Raw genomic sequence first — 18,049 nt, 5'->3', positions numbered from 1 at the left:
GCCAACCGATAACCCCCGATAATTCATTACTTTTGCAGGAATAATTTTATCTGAATGGCAATTATCCCTGGTCCGCTCTTACAAACCGTAAATTCTCCCGAAGACCTAAAGAAAATCCCGGAAGAAAAATTACATGAGTTTTGCGAGGAATTACGACAGTATATTATTGACGTGGTAAGCGTGCACGGCGGCCATTTTGCGGCCAGCCTGGGCGTGGTGGAATTAACCACTGCCTTGCACTATGTGTACAATACACCCAATGATCTGCTGGTGTGGGATGTGGGACATCAGGCCTATGGCCATAAGATCATTACCGGCCGCAGGGATCGTTTTGCTACCAACAGGAAATACGGAGGGCTGAGCGGGTTCCCGAAAATAGCCGAAAGTGAGTACGATACTTTTGGGGTGGGGCACTCCTCCACTTCCATTTCCGCCGCACTGGGCATGGCCCTTGCTGCAAAATATAAGGGAGAGGCCGGACGAAAGGTGGTGGCCATCATTGGGGATGGTTCAATGACTGCTGGGATGGCTTTTGAAGGAATGAATCATGCCGGTGTGTCTGATGCCGATATGCTGATCATATTAAATGATAACGGAATTGGCATCGACCCAAATGTGGGTGCGCTGAAAGAATATCTTACGGATATCACCATATCTCCCAAATACAATAAGTTCAAGGATGATGTGTGGAAGGCAATGAACAAATTGCCTATTGGGAAAAGAATTTCGAAAGGTATTGCGCATAAACTGGCGGATGGGTTAAAAGGCATGATCAACAGTAACGCCAACTTCTTTGAATCGTTGAAGTTGCGGTACTTTGGTCCCATCGACGGACATAATATCACCAAGCTGGTAGATACCCTGAAAGATCTGAAACAGATCCCGGGGCCTAAGATCCTGCATATTATTACCACCAAGGGGAAAGGCTATGCGCTGGCTGAAAAGGACCAGACCAAATGGCATGCGCCTGGTTTGTTTGATAAAGTGACCGGTGAGATCTTTAAAAAAGCATACGATACGCCCCAGCCGCCTAAATACCAGGATGTATTTGGCAAAACGATTATTGAATTGGCGGAAAAGAATGATAAGATCTTTGGTGTTACCCCGGCGATGCCTTCGGGGAGCTCCTTAAAGTATATGATGGAAGTAATGCCGGACCGCGCACTGGATGTGGGCATTTGCGAGCAACATGCGGTAACGCTGAGCGCCGGGATGGCTACACAGGGGCTAAAAGTATTTTGCAATATTTATTCCTCTTTCATGCAACGGGCCTACGATCAGGCCGTGCATGATGTGGCGATTCAAAAACTGCCGGTGATCTTTTGTTTAGACCGTGCAGGCCTGGTGGGCGATGACGGGGCTACGCATCACGGTTGTTATGATGTGGCTTTTTTCCGGTGCATACCCAATATGATTGTGAGCGCCCCGATGAACGAATCGGAACTCCGTAGCCTGATGTACACCGCGCAGTTGGAAAAAACAGATGCGCCCTTTGTGATCCGCTATCCACGGGGACAGGGAGTACTGGCGGATTGGAAAACGCCTATGAAGGAAATTACGATCGGTACGGGCAGGAAATTAAAAGAAGGAAAAGATATTGCGCTCTTAAGTTTCGGGCATCCGGGTAATTTTGCGGCCTCAGCCCTACGCACTTTGCAGCAGGAGGGTATTATGCCCGGCCATTATGATATGCGTTTTGCAAAGCCGCTGGATGAAGCATTGCTGCATGAAGCCTGCCGGCAATATCCCAAACTGATTACGATAGAAGACGGCGCCGTAACGGGAGGTTTTGGGTCTGCTGTGCTGGAGTTTATGGCAAAGCATGGCTATAAAAATGAAGTGCGTATAATGGGGATCCCGGATCGCATCATCGAACATGGCACCCCCGGTGAATTGCAACGCGAATGCGGGTTTGACGTAGAAGGTATTTTGCAAACCGTTCATGAAATGATGAATGAAAAGATCGTGGTTAAAGAAGGACGCCTGTCTGTCTGAATACTTCATCAGGACTATTTATTAGCATAAATGAATCCGGGAGCTGTTCCCGGATTTTTTTGTTTAACAAGGTCGTCATCTTGACGAAGGGTCCCAAGGGAAACCTATCGTGTGGACACATCTTCGAGTGCATCGCAAAGCAATACTCTTCCAGGCCAATCTCATTCAATCGGAACTTTCTATTGAGCTATCTGGGCCCGAAGGGCGCAATGTGCATGGCCTCCAGCGTTAGCTGGAGGTCAACAGATAGGTAGCGAACGGCCAGGGGTCGAATGTTTAATGCTTCAACAGGCTTTTGCGTTCAACAAACACGTTCGACCCTCTCTGGGCCGCGCCCTCTGCGCATCTGTTACCCCTGGCGCAGCCAGGGGCTATGCACATTATGCCCTTCGGGCACCCTCAGGATGGATACTGGACGGCCGATTCGTCACGACCTAAATCCTGAGGATGTATCAAATTATTTTAATCATTTTCAAAAGATGTGTACACACGATAGGAAGGAAACGGGGAGAAATTTTGAGGTAGACAAACGGATCCTGAAACAGCGAACCCCGGATGGGGCCGTGACAAAATTCATGACGTTAAATTATGGATTTGTATTGCTCCGTCAGGAGCGCCGTGTTTATAGCCTATTGGATGTAGAAGATATGGGCTCCATAGGAGCCTCGTGTTATTTTTTATAATTGTTGGTTGCGCCTCCGTTTGAAATTTTCAGGTTTGAAAAATATCCTTCTGTCCAATTGCCAACCCACAAACCGATCGCGCCGGAGCTGTCAGCTCCATATTTTAAATCATTTACAATAAGGCAGGGTTGTTTGCTCTCGTTTATATATAGTCGGGCATGCCCGCCCTTTACAACTATTTTTATTTTTATCCATTCGTTCATCCCCATATCTGCGTAGGATTCATATTTTTCAGGGTCTGTTTTTCTGAAATCTGAAAACTTATGATCGGGATATGAAAAGTATTGGGTTGAATGATTGCGTCTTATCTGGTCGTTTGCCCGCCCGTTGTCCGGTCTGACATAAATACATTCAAATTTTGAATTATCGTTGTTGATTCTAAATGCTATCCCAATAAAACCACGGGCCCAGTCCGGGGCACCAGGAATGAACTTACTTAATACATTTACTTCTATTGTTCCGTTATGAAAATTGCTGCCGGCTAACTTTGCAAATGTCGGTTCATCAAAGGTTTTGATACTGGTATCGGCAATAACCCGGATGGTATTTTTACCATCAAATTTTGTTTCAATTGCCGCCACTCCACAGGGTTTGAATTTTTGTGCAAAAAGCGGAACAGTCAATAGCAATGACGCAATAAAATAAAAAACTATTTTCATGATTCTTTGGTTTGTATAGCCTGCGTTTTGGGGTATATTAATCTATGCTAAATTAGCAATATCTTCCTTTACAATAAAAACAGGTCTTTGATTCAGGTCGGCAGGCTCGTTTGCTTTTGCCCTATAATAAATAGTATAATAGTGAACCGGTATCAAAATTATCATAATGGACTTATGGATTCTCCTTCATTGTGATCAAAGCAGGCCGGTGCTCGTTAGCTAAGAGCAATAGCAGGCCTGGCATTGCTTTCGAAATGGATCGTGCCGATGGCACTCAATCTCCTATATTTGGCTCATTACTTCGGAATTTATTTCGAAGTTACCTGCGGAACGCAAGCCTCTGGCTTTCTGTCACATTGAGCACATGATTAAACTAGTTGAAACCTCCAGTCAGTGAACGTTGAAGAGGCGTAGCCTCGGTTTAATGGGTTAACAAGGAACTTTAGTTTCTTGTTAAAAGCGCGCAACTAAAAGCAGAGAGCCATCGGCCCGGCCTATAAGTTGATCCTGCAGCAATACCCCATCCGTCAATCAGCATCACAAGTATTTTAATAAAATGGATACCGGTTTATTATAAAAACGTTTCCTGTGCTGTCATACATCAGATTTCAAACGGAGATAGCACCTGACTGTTTAAACCCAGATGCGAAGGTTGTGCGCTTAGTTTCGCCGAACGTGTATTAATCCACCTTTTCTCTCGGCGAAGCGGACAACGGTTTCTTTTTATCGTCGGGAGTAACCGGTTCTATACGTTTTTGCAAACTGTCGGGCGCCGGGAGATCCCTTTTAGGCGCTATGCTGTCCTGTTTTTGCAGCGGTGTTTCGCGGGCGCCACGTTTTCTGGCACTCCGGAAGGCCTCGCTAAGATTGTCAAATTCCTTTCTGAATGAAATGCCCACCCCTGAACGTTTTAATTTCCCGGCGCCGGAGTTGGAGGCGGTCAGGTAATCGAGGTTCTCCCTGTAAAATAAATTAAGACGGATACTTCCGCTGGCGTTCAATAACCATTCGCCGGTTACATCCGGCAGAAATTGAACCGACTGCTGAATGGTGGAAGCCAGGGGCACTTCCATCGAACTTCCGACGGAAATTACAAACCGGTCTTTAAATATCGGCACCAAAATAGCCCCGTTCACATTGGCCTGGTTAATGTCGAAATTGCTGGTGGGGGCGTTGAGGATGTTCCGGTTGTACACCGATCCGCTGAACACCACGCTTACATTGGCGCCCAGGATCTTGGTGAGCTCGTTGTTGAGTTTTTTATTGATCTCGTTGAAGAATAAACCGGATAAACTGGAAATGGTATTGTACGTAAACTCATTAACCGTGCTGCCAAAATTGGAGCCTGTTTCCGGCGGAGCGAAACTGTTGAATACAATAAGATAGGTTACCTGGCGGGTTACTTCTGTTTCACTGCTTTCAATTTGTTGCAGCGCATTTACTACATTGAAATCATTTTTGTATTTACTGTTGGGATCCAGCTCCAGTTGGAATTTAAAATTGGGTTTGAACAATTTGTTGCTCAGTTGTGCAATTACGTACACATTCTCACGGGTATTAGCATAGGTTAAGTCCGATTGGAATTTGGCCAGCGGGGAGAAGCTTACGCGCTCCGCTTTATATTGTGCCTCGATATTGATATTCGCATCTAAAGGGTCCCCGTTCCAGGCGATATAGTTTTCTCCGCCTTTCTTTATTTCAAAGGGCTTTTTAAAGAAGGACTGAAAGGTGTAGTTATAGCTTCCTTCGTCAATATCAAAGCGCCCCCTGATGGCCAGCGGCTCTGAGGTGCCGGAATGAATATTCAGTTTGCCCGAACCTCTGCCTTTTATTTCATCACCGGTAAGGTTGTCCATCACAAATTTCATTTGCACTTTGGGATTCGCGGTCACATCAAGATCATAAATGATATTATTCTGCTTTTTATTGTAAATACTGTCTGTCATGGCCTCCCCGTATTTGCGTTCTACAAGCCAATCCGGCATCTGGTCGGCCTTGCTGCTGGATGAGGCGATTGTAAAGGCGCTCTCGTCCTGGCGGGAGGCGATGGCATCTATCTTCATATACAGGTTGTTTTCAGGGCCCACCAGTGCAAAGGAGCCGGTGGCTTTCACATTCCCATAGAAAACCTTATTGTCGCTATACGTCGTGTTCAGCACCTGCACGGGTTTGTTGTTCCTTGCGCCGGTGGTGCCGGGTTTACGGGTAGAAACGTTCAGGTCAAAAAACATATTTTTAAAGGCATTATGCGTTATGGTGCCCATAAGATACACCGGGTTTTTGGTGATCGTGTCCGTGAGTACGATCCCGTCCAGGTTGATCTCGTTTTGTTTTAATTCGATATCGTTGTCTTCAATCGCATAAAAGCACTGGCTGAAGTTTACCCTCAGCCCGGCATGATGCAAGCGGCCTTTTCCCACAACATACAATTGATCCAGGGGGCCCTTCAGCTCAAACTTCCCGGTTACTTCGCCCGTAATATCCGTAAACAGGGAGCCCAGGAAGCGGTCGAGGTATTTTAAATTGAAATTATCGGCACCCAGGGAAATAATATTATTTGCCTGGCTGGCTTCATCTTTTAAAAATAAATGAACGTCAAAGGCTAGGTCCTTTTTTTGTGGGTTCAGCGTGCTGCCATTAATCTGCAGTTCTTTTGACGGAAGATCAAAAAGCACTTTTGCGGAAAGATCTCCCACCGAATCCTCGTCAAACTGAATAGTCCTGCCGGTAAAATTATCAGAGGTGATCTTCATATTCTTCCCGGGATTTTCTAAAAGAAAGTCTCCGGAAGCCAGGCCCTCCAGGCGGTTGTGGGGAAGAATGTATTTGGAAATATCACCCAGGTTAATGTCTTTCAGTGTTATGGCAACATCATTCCAACTGCCGATATCGGAGGGCAGCGTCCGGATGCGTATCTCCTGGTTGCCTTCCTGCAACACCAATTGCCCGTGCGCGGGCACGTTCTTCCTGAACTCCAGTTCACCGTTCTTTTCAATATTCCACGTTTTGCCATTCAACACGAAGGAGGAAGGGGCAAAGTCTATTTTTACACCGTTGCTATAAGTGCTTACTATGGCATTTAACCGGGCCTGATCAACCGCACCGGTTCCGCCGGAATAGATCATTACTCTTGATACATCATTCCGCGCAGTGATATTAAATAAAGCGAGCGGAATATCCAGGCTATCCCCAACGCCAATATTGGTGGTGCGGCCAGAAAGCGCAATGCTGTCATAATTTCCCCTTCCGGAAATAGTAACATCATTGAATTTGAAGCGGTCATAACTAAAGAATGGCACTTCTGCATCCAGACTTAAACTGTTCGTATAGGTATTAATGCTCCCGGTGATGGTCGCATTGTTGAATCCGTTTAAGCTGCTGTCAATGATCGGGGTAAAACTGTCGAAATTCTGAGTTTTGATCTCGAAAGAAAACTCCTGTTCTTTTACCTGTTTTGTAGGCGGCTTGATATAAGCGGGGTAATACCTGTTTAAAAAACTAATGACGGAATTGGGCAGGTCCCTGATATTGAACCGGCCAAAAAGAGATGCAGAAAATTCATTGGAGGCCAGCGTTAATCTTTTTTTGTCGCCTTCCAGGGTCGAATTAATAGCCAGGGAGTCAAATGAAAGCGGCGAATGATTCCGTACCAGGCTGGCGTCGGTTATAGTAGCGCTCCCTAAAAAATTATCGATCGTTTTACCCGTAAAATGGGCATTGATCTTGCCGGCTAACAACAACTCGTCCTGCAACAAATGCAGCGCTTTAAAATCGATCTTCCGGATATCGGAAATAAAATTAAATAAAGGATCAGCCCTGCTGAAGTCAATCAACCCGTTCAGGTCCAGGTCCGCATTCGGGTCCTTAATTTTTAACTTGCCGTCAAATACTCTTTTATTCAGCTCGCCATCAGCATCTATGTTGTTATAACGATATTGGTTGTAGTCGATGTATCGGATGTTCGCATTAAGGGCAATAGCGCCGCTTGAAGGATCAAAGCCTGCTCCTTTAAGCGTGGCTTTAAAACTGACATGTCCCAGGTTATTCTCGTTTAAAAAAGGAGCCAGGTTAAAGTCATTAGTGGAAACGGTCCCGGAGTAGATGGGATTGCCCCCGCGGGGGATCTTCATGTTCACATCCGTTTTAAGCGTTCCCAGTGCAGTGGTAAGGGTGCCGAAGGTTACAAAATCCCTGATAAACCCGGCATAGTTGCCTACGAATGAGAGGTATTGAAGTTTCGAGAGATTGGGAACATCAACCTGTTTCAGCGCCGGGGCAAAAGCCAACGCATCTGCATAGGTCGTCTTAAAGCTGGTGGCTTTAATATCGATAAACGTTTCATTGATATCAGGTAATCCTGTTAAAGAAGCATCACCCGAAAAAGAAGTATTATTTCCAGCCTGGATCTCCAGGTTCTTTGCCAACAGCGACGCCACGGGCCCTTTTACATTGCCGCTTAAAACGATCTTTTTCTTCCAACTGCGCATGGCCGGTGCAAAATAGGCAATGTCGTCGCTATTGATATCGGCTTTTACAAAATGGGCCTCCATTTTTACATTGGTGATATAATCGTTCATACTGGAGAAGCTGGCAAACTTCATACTGTAGTAGTCGGTCAGGTGGCTGTCATTGGTGCGCAGGTCCAGCTCATTAAAAGTCATTTCCTTGGGTGTTACCTTGGCTTTGGCCGACAGGCTTTTGACTTCAAAACCGCTTTTCTCCCGGGTGCTTAAGGTAAGATGGGTGGTGATCGTGTCCATCCACCAGCGTACATTTTTGAAATCAGCATTAATCTTTGCAAATTCGATATGTCTTCCGTCAAACGTATGCGTGTCGGCGGTATCAACGGGCGTTGCATTATCCGTTTTAAAAGTGCCATTATTCAGTACCACATGGGTGGCGGTAATTTCCCATTTGCCGCTGTTCCACTCTAGTTCTCCCGGGTGTTTAGCCGATGCCGGTGCGGTCGCGGTTTTAGCGCTGTCGCTGGGTTCAGGCCGGTTGCCGTTGTAATCACGAAGCGCAAAGTAAGGCTGGTTAACCGTAAGCGTATTGATGCTGATCAGCTTTTTAGCAAAATCGATATTCCGGGGATCCACCCTCAGTGAAGCCAGCGAAATCGTCATATCCTGCCCCTTCCAGCCATCCTTCTGCCTGAACAGGATATTTTGCAGGTCCACCTTACGGAACGCGATATTGACGCTGTTTTGCTGTTTGGGCTTCTTACTGGCCGGAGTACTGAAGTAATCCAGGAGGAACTGGTAGCGCCAAACGGAATCGGATCGCTGCAACTGAATATAGGCGTCTTTCATGCCAATATATTTCAGCTCGATGTTTTTTCGTACAAAGAACCAGTCAGTAATATTCACCGTTATGGCGCCCGCGCTTAATATGGTATCCTGCTGCCGGTCGAGCACCAATACCTCTTCCAGGTGCATTTTATTAAACAGCGAAAAATCCACATGACGGATCGCTATTTTGGTTTGAAGCTCTTTTGATAACCGGCTGGTGACCTTGCCTATCAGCCAGTTTTGTACGCCCGGAAGCTGTATTGCCATCCAAAGCAAAATGATAAGGCCCAGGATTGCCCCCAATGTGCTCAATAATATCTTCCGTAATTTCTTCAGGTGATAGAGAAGTTTTTTATTGGTAAAAGTAATTTATTAACAGGGGACAGGCAAATTTGCACGGCATCTGGCCGGAATTTTATACTTTTAATAAAAACGACCCTATAGAAGTGTTGCAACAGTTGCGTATCAGCGCCGAAATGCAATCGGTACGAAAAACAGGACCATGAGGAAGCTTTTGTATTGGATGGCATTGTTATTAATGGCACAATTGGCAAACGCCCAGCAGTTTGGGGGGAATCCGCCTTCTTTGCACTGGCGGCAAATAGATTCTGACACCGTGCGTGTTATTTACCCAAAGGGATTGGATACCACTGCAAACCGGGTGGCGGCTATCGTAAGTACAATTGCCGGCAAAAATTACCATCCGCTGGGCAGCAGCGTTAAAAAAATTAATATAGTGCTGCAAAATCAGCCGGTCGGCTCTAATGGTTATGTGGGTTTAGGTCCGTTCCGCAGCGAGTTTTACCTGACGCCGCCGGCTGATAATTTTGACCAGGGAACCCTGCATTGGGCAGATCAGTTGGCGCTGCATGAATACCGGCATGTAGAGCAGTATAATAATTTTAACCGGGGGGCAAGCAGGCTGCTGCACGAAGTTTTTGGGCAGGACGGCTACTCCCTGGCTGTAAATGCTGCTGTGCCGAACTGGTTTTTTGAAGGCGATGCCGTTTTCCAGGAAACCTTTCTGTCTGCGCAGGGCAGGGGCCGGCTTCCGTCTTTTGTAAATAGTTACCCCACGCTTTGGGCAGCGGGCAAAAATTACAAATGGATGAAATTGCGCAATGGCTCCTTTAAGGATTATGTGCCGAACCACTACTACCTGGGTTATTTGCTTGTAAACTACGGCTACGCAAAGTATGGGGCCGGTTTCTGGGGAAAGGTAACCGCTGAAGCTGCCGCTTTTAAGGGATTGTTTTATCCTATGCAAAAAGCCATCCTGCATCATACCGGCTTAAGCTACCGCCGGTTTATTGACGATGCGTTTGATTATTATAAAAAGATCTATGGCATTGAAACAAGGCCCGTCCCCCCCGCGGCTAAACCCACGAACGGTGAAGAGGGGCTTGCGAACTATTATTATCCCCAGCAAATGGATGACGGGGCGCTGTTGTATTTAAAAGCTACCGTAAAACAAAGACCGGCATTTTACATCCGGGACCGCATGGGCGAGCACCTGGTGCGCTACCGGGACATAAGTAATGAAACGCAATTCAGTTACTCGAATGGAAAGATTGTGTATGCTGCGCTGGAAGCAGACCCCCGCTGGTCCTGGAAAACCTATAGCTCATTAAGGCTGATAGATTTACGGTCGGGAACACAGCGGAAGGTCACTACCCGTACCCGTTATTTTTCTCCCGATATTTCAGTTGACGGAAAATTGCTGGCGGCGAACAGCGTTGATTTAAAAGGCCACTCTTCTTTAGTACTGCTGGATGCAGCTACGGGTAACATCCTTGATAAATTTGCCATGGCGGGTATCGATTATTTTGCCAACCCTAAAATCAAAAGCCGGTATGAGGTAATTGCAGCCGTCCGGCAACAGAATGGCGATTCGTATATTGGGCTGATCCATTTCCGTACAAAAAAAATAACCCCGCTTACCCCGCCAACCCATCGCCCGGTAGGGCAAATCAGCCTGTTTGATCATAAAGTGTATTTCATCGGCTCCATGGGGTTACAGGACGCTATCTTTTCAGTCGATCTTCAGTCGCATCAAATAAAAAAGTTGGAGAACAAGGAGTTGGGCGCTTATTTTATCAATGCTTCCAGGGAACGGCTTCATTGGAGCAGCTTTACAGACGAAGGCTACCGGTTGCGGCAGCAAAATGAAAACGACAGCCGCTGGACCAACCAGGACCCGAACGCTTTTGTGCAGGCTGCTTCAGGATTTGTGAGTGATTCTTTACCTCATGCGGAAAGCCCTTTAAATATTGCTGTAGCACCCAGGCCCTCAAAAAAATATGCACAGTTAACCCGGCCGGTAAATTTGCATAGCTGGCGCCCCAATTATATCGATCCTGAATACAGTTTTACTGTTTATGGAAATAACATATTGAACACCACTCAAACCAACCTGTATTATATCTATAACCAAAATGACAAAAGCAGCACGGTAGGCGGCAGCATTACCTACGGCGGATTATATCCTTATATAGGAATAGGCTCTCAGTATAGTTTCAACAGGGAAGTGATGATCAGCCAAAGGCTTCGGAGATGGAACCAATGGGATAATTACCTGTCGTTTTCTGTTCCGCTAAGCTGGATAGACGGGCGTTTGTACAAATATCTGAATGCCGGAACCAATCTTGGTTATCAGCATGATTTTGATCAGATCACAACGCAACCTGGTATTCATTTCGGCTACCTGACGCACAGCCTGGGTTTTGGAGCGCAGGTGCAGCAATCCCGGATGGATATTTTCCCCAAATGGGGTTTGGGTATTAAGGGACAATACCGGTATGCGTTGAACCAATGGATCAGCCGGCAACTGTTGGCAAAAGCCACAGGTTACCTGCCTGGATTATTGCCCACACATAGTTTTGTTCTGTCCGTTACCGAACAGGAGTCTTCAGCAAAATACCAACTGTTTAGCAACCAGCTCAATTTTGCACGCGGCTTTAATGCAGTGAGCGCGGTACGGGCTGGTACGGCTACTTTCAACTATCACCTGCCCTTGTTATATCCCGATTGGGGATTTGGGAACATCCTGTACCTGCAGCGGGTGCGGGGCGCTGCATTCTTCGATTATTCGGTGATCAAAGAAAATCGATCGGCCCCATATAAAAACTTGCAAAGCGCCGGGGCGGAAATATATGTGGACACGCAATGGTGGAACCAATACCCGCTAACTTTTGGATTCCGTATAGGGGAGCGTCTGACGCAGGACCTGGTGGTGCCTGATGGTCCCCGATTATTTTATGAGTTTATTTTGCCGGTAAGCCTTATTCCGAAATAGGGTTTCCAATAGTGCTTTTACACCGGGGTTCCGGTTCTTTGCGTTCCATACCAAAGATAACTGGCTGCGTTGCGGGATCCGGGTCAGTGGTATAAAATTCACGGGAATGGAATAGCCCTGGCACAGTGAGGAAGGAACAATAGCAATGCCCATCCCTTTTTCTACCAGCTTGAAAATAGTAAGCGCATTTACCGTTTTATGATGCACCTGCGGTGTAAAACCACTGTCGCTGAAAATACTCATTACCAACTGGTAATATTCCGTGCTGTAGTCCCGGGCAAATAGAATGAAGTGCTCCTGTTCAAATTGTTTTATTGATTTGAAATTGCGCAACTGGATGCGATGATTTTTGGGCACTACCAGCGAAAAAGGCTCTTCTGTAATTTTCTTTAATGTAAGCCCCGCAGGAGCAATATGTGAGCGCACCAACCCAAAATCGAGCTTATTTTCCTGCAGGTATTCAAGCTGGGTTTCATTGGGGAGCTCGTTCAAACTAATGGCAATATCGGGGTATCGCTTATTTAATTGAAACAGGACATCAGGAATCACCGTTTGTGCGGCAGAGCCGATAAACCCGATCTTTAACTCGGCCCTTTTTCCTTCGCCGATCTGTTTTAACTGCAGTTGTATATTATCTAATTGATTCAATAAGATGAGGACCTCCGTTTGCAGGAATTTTCCCGCGGCGGTCAGTTGTACGAATCGTTTTCCGCGCACAAATAAATCAGTTCCGTATAGCGCTTCCATTTGCTTTATCTGCCGGGTTAGTCCGGGTTGCGAAATATAAAGACGCTCGGCTGCTTTGCGATAATGCAGCTCTTCGGCCAATACGCTGAAATAATGTAAATGCCTTAATTCTATTTGATAACTCATAGTTATTAATTATTGATAAAATTAGTATTATTAATTATTAACCGGCTGCGTTAATTTTGACAAATAAAAGAGTAGGGCCGCGTGCTTACAATATTATGAGTGAACCCATTTTTAAATACGGAGAAGATCATCTGAAAGCGTCCCTTGCATTGGATATAACAAAAGGAACAGTGAAGGGTGTTTTATCAGCAGCGGGGCGGCAACAAGTGCGCAACGGTGCGCGGCTTGTAGAGGCTATCGTGGCATCGGGCACCGTCGTTTACGGAATAAACACGGGTTTTGGCCCTTTATGCACTACGCTGATCAATAAAGAAGATACCCGGTCATTACAGGAAAATATTTTAAAGAGTCATGCCGTTGGCGTAGGCGGCCCCATCAGTAAAGCATTGTCCAGGCTGATGCTGGTGCTGAAGGTACATGCGCTGGCAAAAGGATTTTCAGGGATCCGGGAGGAAACGATCGATCGCATCATCTGGCATATCGAGGCGGATGTTATTCCCGTTGTGCCGGAGCAGGGATCGGTAGGCGCTTCGGGCGATCTTGCCCCTTTGGCTCATTTATTCCTTCCCCTTATTGGTTTTGGGTATGTACACTATAAGGATACCATTCAGCCGGCGGCCGAGGTACTGCGGGAGTTAAAGGTATCTCCGTTGCAGTTGGGGGCTAAAGAAGGATTGGCGCTGATCAACGGAACGCAGTTTATTGCAGCCCATGCAGTGATGGGTGTAGCCCGGTTTTATAAAATATTGATGCAGGCAGATCTGAATGCCGTGCTGATGCTGGAAGGATTGAGCGCTTCCAGTAAACCCTTTTACCCGGAACTTCATGCGCTGCGGCCTTTTAAGGGCAACCGGTTTGTAGCATCGGTTATTTACAACCTGTTAAACGGGTCGGCAATTGTGGCCTCTCATGCCAATTGCTCCCGTGTGCAGGACCCCTATTCATTACGCTGTGTGCCGCAGGTGCATGGTGCTTCCCGAACCGCCTGGCTGCATTTAAAAGAGCTGGTGGAAACAGAGATCAATTCGGTTACAGATAACCCTTTACTGATCGATGAATCGCTAACGATCAGCGGTGGAAATTTTCACGGACAACCGCTGGCCATGGCGCTGGACTATGCATGCCTGGCTGCTGCTGAAATAGGCAATATAGCAGACCGCCGTGTGTATCTTTCTTTAGAAGGAGATACGCCGGGCGTTCCCAAATTATTGCTCAAATCGGTGGGACTTAATTCGGGATTTATGATGTTGCAATATACCACCGCGGCCCTGGTAAGCGAGAATAAGTCCCTGTGTTTTCCGGCCAGCGCCGACAGTATACCTACCTCTTTGGGCCAGGAAGATCATGTGAGCATGGGCTCCATCAGCGGAAGAAAACTGTTACAGGTGCTGGGGAATATAGAAAGGATTCAGAGCATTGAGCTGATCTGTGCGGCGCAGGCATTAGATTTTCATGCACCCCTGAAACCCACCCGCATTATCGAAAAAGTGCATGAGAGGATGCGCACGAAGGTCCCCCATATTGAAACAGACCAGGTAATGACCGGCTATATTGAAGAAGCTCTGGACCTGGTGCGCTCCGGCGCATTAATTGATGCTGCTAAAGAAGTGGCGGCTAAGGAGGCCATTCCCTATGTTACCGATCTGGCGACCCTTTTTGATTCTTTTTAAATGAAAAGAAAACAACCATACACGCTGCTGGGTCCTTTTAAAGAGATCGTTACTATGGAAGGGCTGCCATTAAAAGGTCCTTTAAAAGACGAGCAGTTACCCATTATAGCCAATGGCGGCATTCTTTTAAACGGCGGTCATATTGAAGCGGTTGGCGCTTTTGAATCACTGGCAAAAAAAAAAGAAGTTCTGGTACAGCAACCGGCGGTACCCGGTGTAGTGTTGCCCGGTTTTGTTGATATGCATACGCATATTGCGTTTGGTGGATCCCGGGCGAATGATTTTGCCTTACGAAATGCGGGAAGCTCTTACCAGGAGATCGCCCGAAAGGGCGGTGGCATCTGGAGCACTGTTAAAGATACAAGAGCCTTATCGCGTCTGCAACTGGCGGCAATAACAGCGGAACATGCACAACACCTGTTGGAGCAAGGTATTACAACCATTGAGGTCAAGAGCGGTTATGGGCTAACGGTTGCCGATGAGCTGAAGCTCTTGCAGGCAATACAGGACGCGGCGCTGCTGACAAAGGCAGACCTGGTGGCTACCTGCCTGGCGGCACATGTGGTACCGAACGATTTTGATGGTAGTCCTGAAACCTATCTGGAGCAGGTCGTAACAGATTTGTTCCCTGTTATACAACAAGAACAATTGACAACACGTGTAGATGTGTTTATTGAGCAAGGCGCTTTTTCTGCGGAGCTGGCAATCCCTTATTTGCAACAGGCGCGGAAGATGGGATTTGATATTACCGTGCATGCCGATCAGTTTACGCCTTCGGGAAGTGAGGTTGCAGTGAGATTAAATGCGCTGAGCGCCGACCACCTGGAGGCGGCAACGCAACGGGAAATTGACCGGTTGGCAAAATCGAATGTAATTGCAACGGCATTGCCCGGCGCATCAATGGGACTTGGTTGCGCCTTTGCACCGGCACGTAAACTATTAGATGCCGGTTGTGCGCTTGCTATTGCTACCGACTGGAATCCCGGTTCTGCACCCATGGGAAGCCTGGTGTTGCAGGCGGCTGTTCTGGCATCGATTGAAAAATTGACGAATGCGGAAGTGCTGGCGGCCATCACCTTTCGGGCGGCGGCAGGCTTAAAGCTCAACGACAGAGGGCTGCTGGCGCCGGGTTACCGGGCTGATTTTGCCGTGTATGAAACGGATTGTTATAAAGAAATTACTTATCAGCAGGGACGTTTGCAACCCTCAGAAGTATGGAAAAACGGGGAACGAATATAGATTCATAAGAACACGGTATTTGATTTGCGAACGAATATTGCTGAGTAACGGACAGAACGCCGAAGAGTGCGACGCAACAGGCGTTCATAGTAGCATTAAGCCGGGCCAAAAATAAAGCAGTGGTATTTCCCGCAAATCTGCGCCGATTTTTTTGCGCTGATTTGCGCAGAAAATCAATCTACGGATATCTGCGAGGTATTGAATCTGTCTAAAATCGGCGGGAAACCCAGACACAGCTTTGCTTCCGTAAAACGTTTAAACAACTTTAATGATTAATTCGATCAATATGACATTCCAGGAAGAAATACTACAGGGCATACCGGATGTATTGCCTGCAAAAAAAGCACCGGATTCCGGTCTTAGTCATGCTCCTGTACGAAAAGCGGTATTAAACAAAGAAGAGCGGCAGTTGGCGGTCCGCAATGCCCTGCGTTATTTTCCCGAAACCTGGCATAAGGTATTGGCACAGGAATTTATGGAGGAGTTGCATACCTACGGCCGGATCTACATGTACCGTTTTATGCCGGATCATAAAATTTATGCAAGGCCGGTTGACGCCTACCCGGCAAAGACCCGGCAGGCGGCTGCTATTATGTTGATGATCCAGAACAATCTGGATGCCGCTATAGCACAGCATCCGCAGGAATTGATCACCTATGGTGGCAATGGTGCCGTGTTTCAAAACTGGGCGCAGTACCGCTTAACAATGCAATACCTGGCAACGATGACGGAAGAACAAACATTGCATATGTATAGTGGTCACCCAATGGGATTGTTCCCTTCATCAACTGCTGCGCCGCGGGTGGTAGTCACCAATGGCATGATGATTCCTAATTATTCCAGACCCGATGATTGGGAGCGTTATAATGCGTTAGGCGTAACGCAGTACGGGCAAATGACCGCGGGCTCTTATATGTATATAGGGCCCCAGGGTATTGTGCATGGAACCACTATTACCTTGATGAACGCCTTCCGGAAAAAGTTAAAAACCGGCGAAACGCCCGAAGCGAAAGTGTTTTTAACCTCGGGGTTGGGCGGTATGAGCGGCGCCCAGCCTAAGGCGGGCACTATTACAAAATGTATAACGGTTTGTGCAGAAATAAACCCGCTGGCTGCAAAAAAAAGACAACAGCAGGGATGGGTGGATGAATTAATTGCGGAGTTGGACCAGTTATGCGCGCGTACAAAAAAAGCTATAGAACAAAAAGAAATAGTATCGCTTGCTTATATAGGAAATGTAGTGGATGTATGGGAGCGTTTTTACGAGGAAAAGATATTTGTAACGGTAGGAAGCGACCAAACCTCTCTGCATAATCCCTGGTCAGGCGGGTATTACCCGGCGGGCATCTCATTTGATACAGCCAACAAAATGCTTGCTGCCGATCCGGAACAATTTAAACAAAAAGTAAAAGAATCATTGGTGCGACACGTGAATGCCATCAACCGGCATACGGCTTTGGGTACTTATTTCTTTGATTATGGAAATGCGTTTTTATTGGAGGCCGGGCGCGCCGGGGCCGCTGTGTTTGCAGCAAATAAAACCGATTTTATTTATCCCTCCTACGTACAGGATATTTTAGGCCCGATCTGCTTCGACTATGGATTTGGCCCGTTCCGATGGGTATGCACTTCCGGGTTGGAAGCGGACCTTTACCGGACCGATGCGATGGCGCTGGAAGTGTTGAGTGAAATGAGGCGCACTGCACCTGATGAAATTCAGCAACAACTAAGCGACAATATTCATTGGATAAGGGAAGCGGCGAAAAACAAGCTGGTAGTGGGTTCCATGGCCCGTATTCTTTATGCAGACGCGGAAGGACGGATAAGGATCGCCAAGCAATTTAATGATGCGGTGCGGGAAGGCCGGCTGACGAGCCCGGTAGTGATTGGCCGTGATCATCATGATGTCAGCGGTACGGATTCGCCCTGGCGGGAGACAAGCAATATTTACGACGGCAGCCGGTTCACTGCAGATATGGCGGTGCATAATGTTATCGGCGACAGCTTCCGGGGCGCCACCTGGGTCTCTATTCATAACGGTGGTGGTGTGGGCTGGGGCGAAGTGATCAATGGTGGTTTTGGACTGGTGCTGGATGGCAGCACCGATGCAGAACAGAAACTGGCCAATATGTTATTTTATGATGTGAATAATGGGATCGCACGCCGGGCATGGGCGCGGAACAAAGAGGCCCTGCAGGCACTTAACCGGGAATTGCAACGTACGCCTGGGTTAAGAGTAACTCAAGCGCATCTCGTGGATGATGCTATAATAACAGAAATAGAATAAATGCGAAAAATTATTCGTGCATTTGTGGCAACGGGTTTAGGAGATTTATTAGATCAC

Annotated in this window: 8 protein-coding genes; 5 read left to right on the top strand and 3 right to left on the bottom strand. The window is 47.0% G+C overall.

Translation table 11 applies throughout. The annotated features are described in order from the left end of the window. Window positions 1-54 precede the first annotated feature (54 nt). Entirely contained in the window at window positions 55-1,995 is a 1,941-nt protein-coding gene (gene dxs, locus NIASO_RS08995) for a 1-deoxy-D-xylulose-5-phosphate synthase (protein ID WP_008584201.1), read from the top strand. A gap of 670 nt (window positions 1,996-2,665) precedes the next feature. Here dxs and NIASO_RS08985 read toward each other — a convergent pair. Then, window positions 2,666-3,337, bottom strand: a complete 672-nt coding sequence (locus NIASO_RS08985) for a hypothetical protein (protein WP_008584205.1) — start codon at window positions 3,335-3,337, stop codon at window positions 2,666-2,668. Window positions 3,338-4,017: 680 nt separating this feature from the next. Beyond that, the gene (locus tag NIASO_RS08980; RefSeq protein ID WP_052356655.1) at window positions 4,018-8,895 is read right to left on the bottom strand and encodes a translocation/assembly module TamB domain-containing protein; all 4,878 of its coding nucleotides are present in this window, start codon (window positions 8,893-8,895) and stop codon (window positions 4,018-4,020) included. A gap of 235 nt (window positions 8,896-9,130) precedes the next feature. Here NIASO_RS08980 and NIASO_RS08975 point away from each other — a divergent pair, with 235 nt between their 5' ends. Next, a complete protein-coding gene (locus NIASO_RS08975) occupies window positions 9,131-11,923 on the top strand; it encodes a TolB family protein (RefSeq protein ID WP_008584208.1) in 2,793 nt (930 codons plus the stop codon). On the opposite strand, the gene NIASO_RS08970 is transcribed toward NIASO_RS08975, so the two are convergent. Further along, a complete protein-coding gene (locus tag NIASO_RS08970; protein WP_008584209.1) occupies window positions 11,879-12,796 on the bottom strand; it encodes a LysR substrate-binding domain-containing protein in 918 nt (305 codons plus the stop codon). The genes NIASO_RS08975 and NIASO_RS08970 overlap by 45 nt on opposite strands. A gap of 95 nt (window positions 12,797-12,891) precedes the next feature. Between NIASO_RS08970 and hutH the strand changes: the two genes are divergently transcribed. The 3 genes from hutH (at window position 12,892) to NIASO_RS08955 (ending at window position 17,992) form a co-directional block, all read left to right on the top strand. Then, complete coding sequence (hutH, locus tag NIASO_RS08965; RefSeq protein WP_025298835.1) at window positions 12,892-14,466, top strand: histidine ammonia-lyase; 1,575 nt, start codon at window positions 12,892-12,894, stop codon at window positions 14,464-14,466. Continuing rightward, window positions 14,467-15,705 (top strand): imidazolonepropionase, encoded by a 1,239-nt coding sequence (gene hutI, locus NIASO_RS08960; RefSeq protein WP_025298834.1) that lies wholly within the window; start codon window positions 14,467-14,469, stop codon window positions 15,703-15,705. Between the two features lie 268 nt (window positions 15,706-15,973). Beyond that, a complete protein-coding gene (locus tag NIASO_RS08955; RefSeq protein WP_008584214.1) occupies window positions 15,974-17,992 on the top strand; it encodes a urocanate hydratase in 2,019 nt (672 codons plus the stop codon). Window positions 17,993-18,049: the final 57 nt, after the last annotated feature.

It is taken from the genome of Niabella soli DSM 19437 (assembly GCF_000243115.2).
Lineage (GTDB): Bacteria > Bacteroidota > Bacteroidia > Chitinophagales > Chitinophagaceae > Niabella > Niabella soli.
Note: the sequence above shows the minus strand (reverse complement) of the source record. Positions and strands in the feature narration are given on the sequence as shown.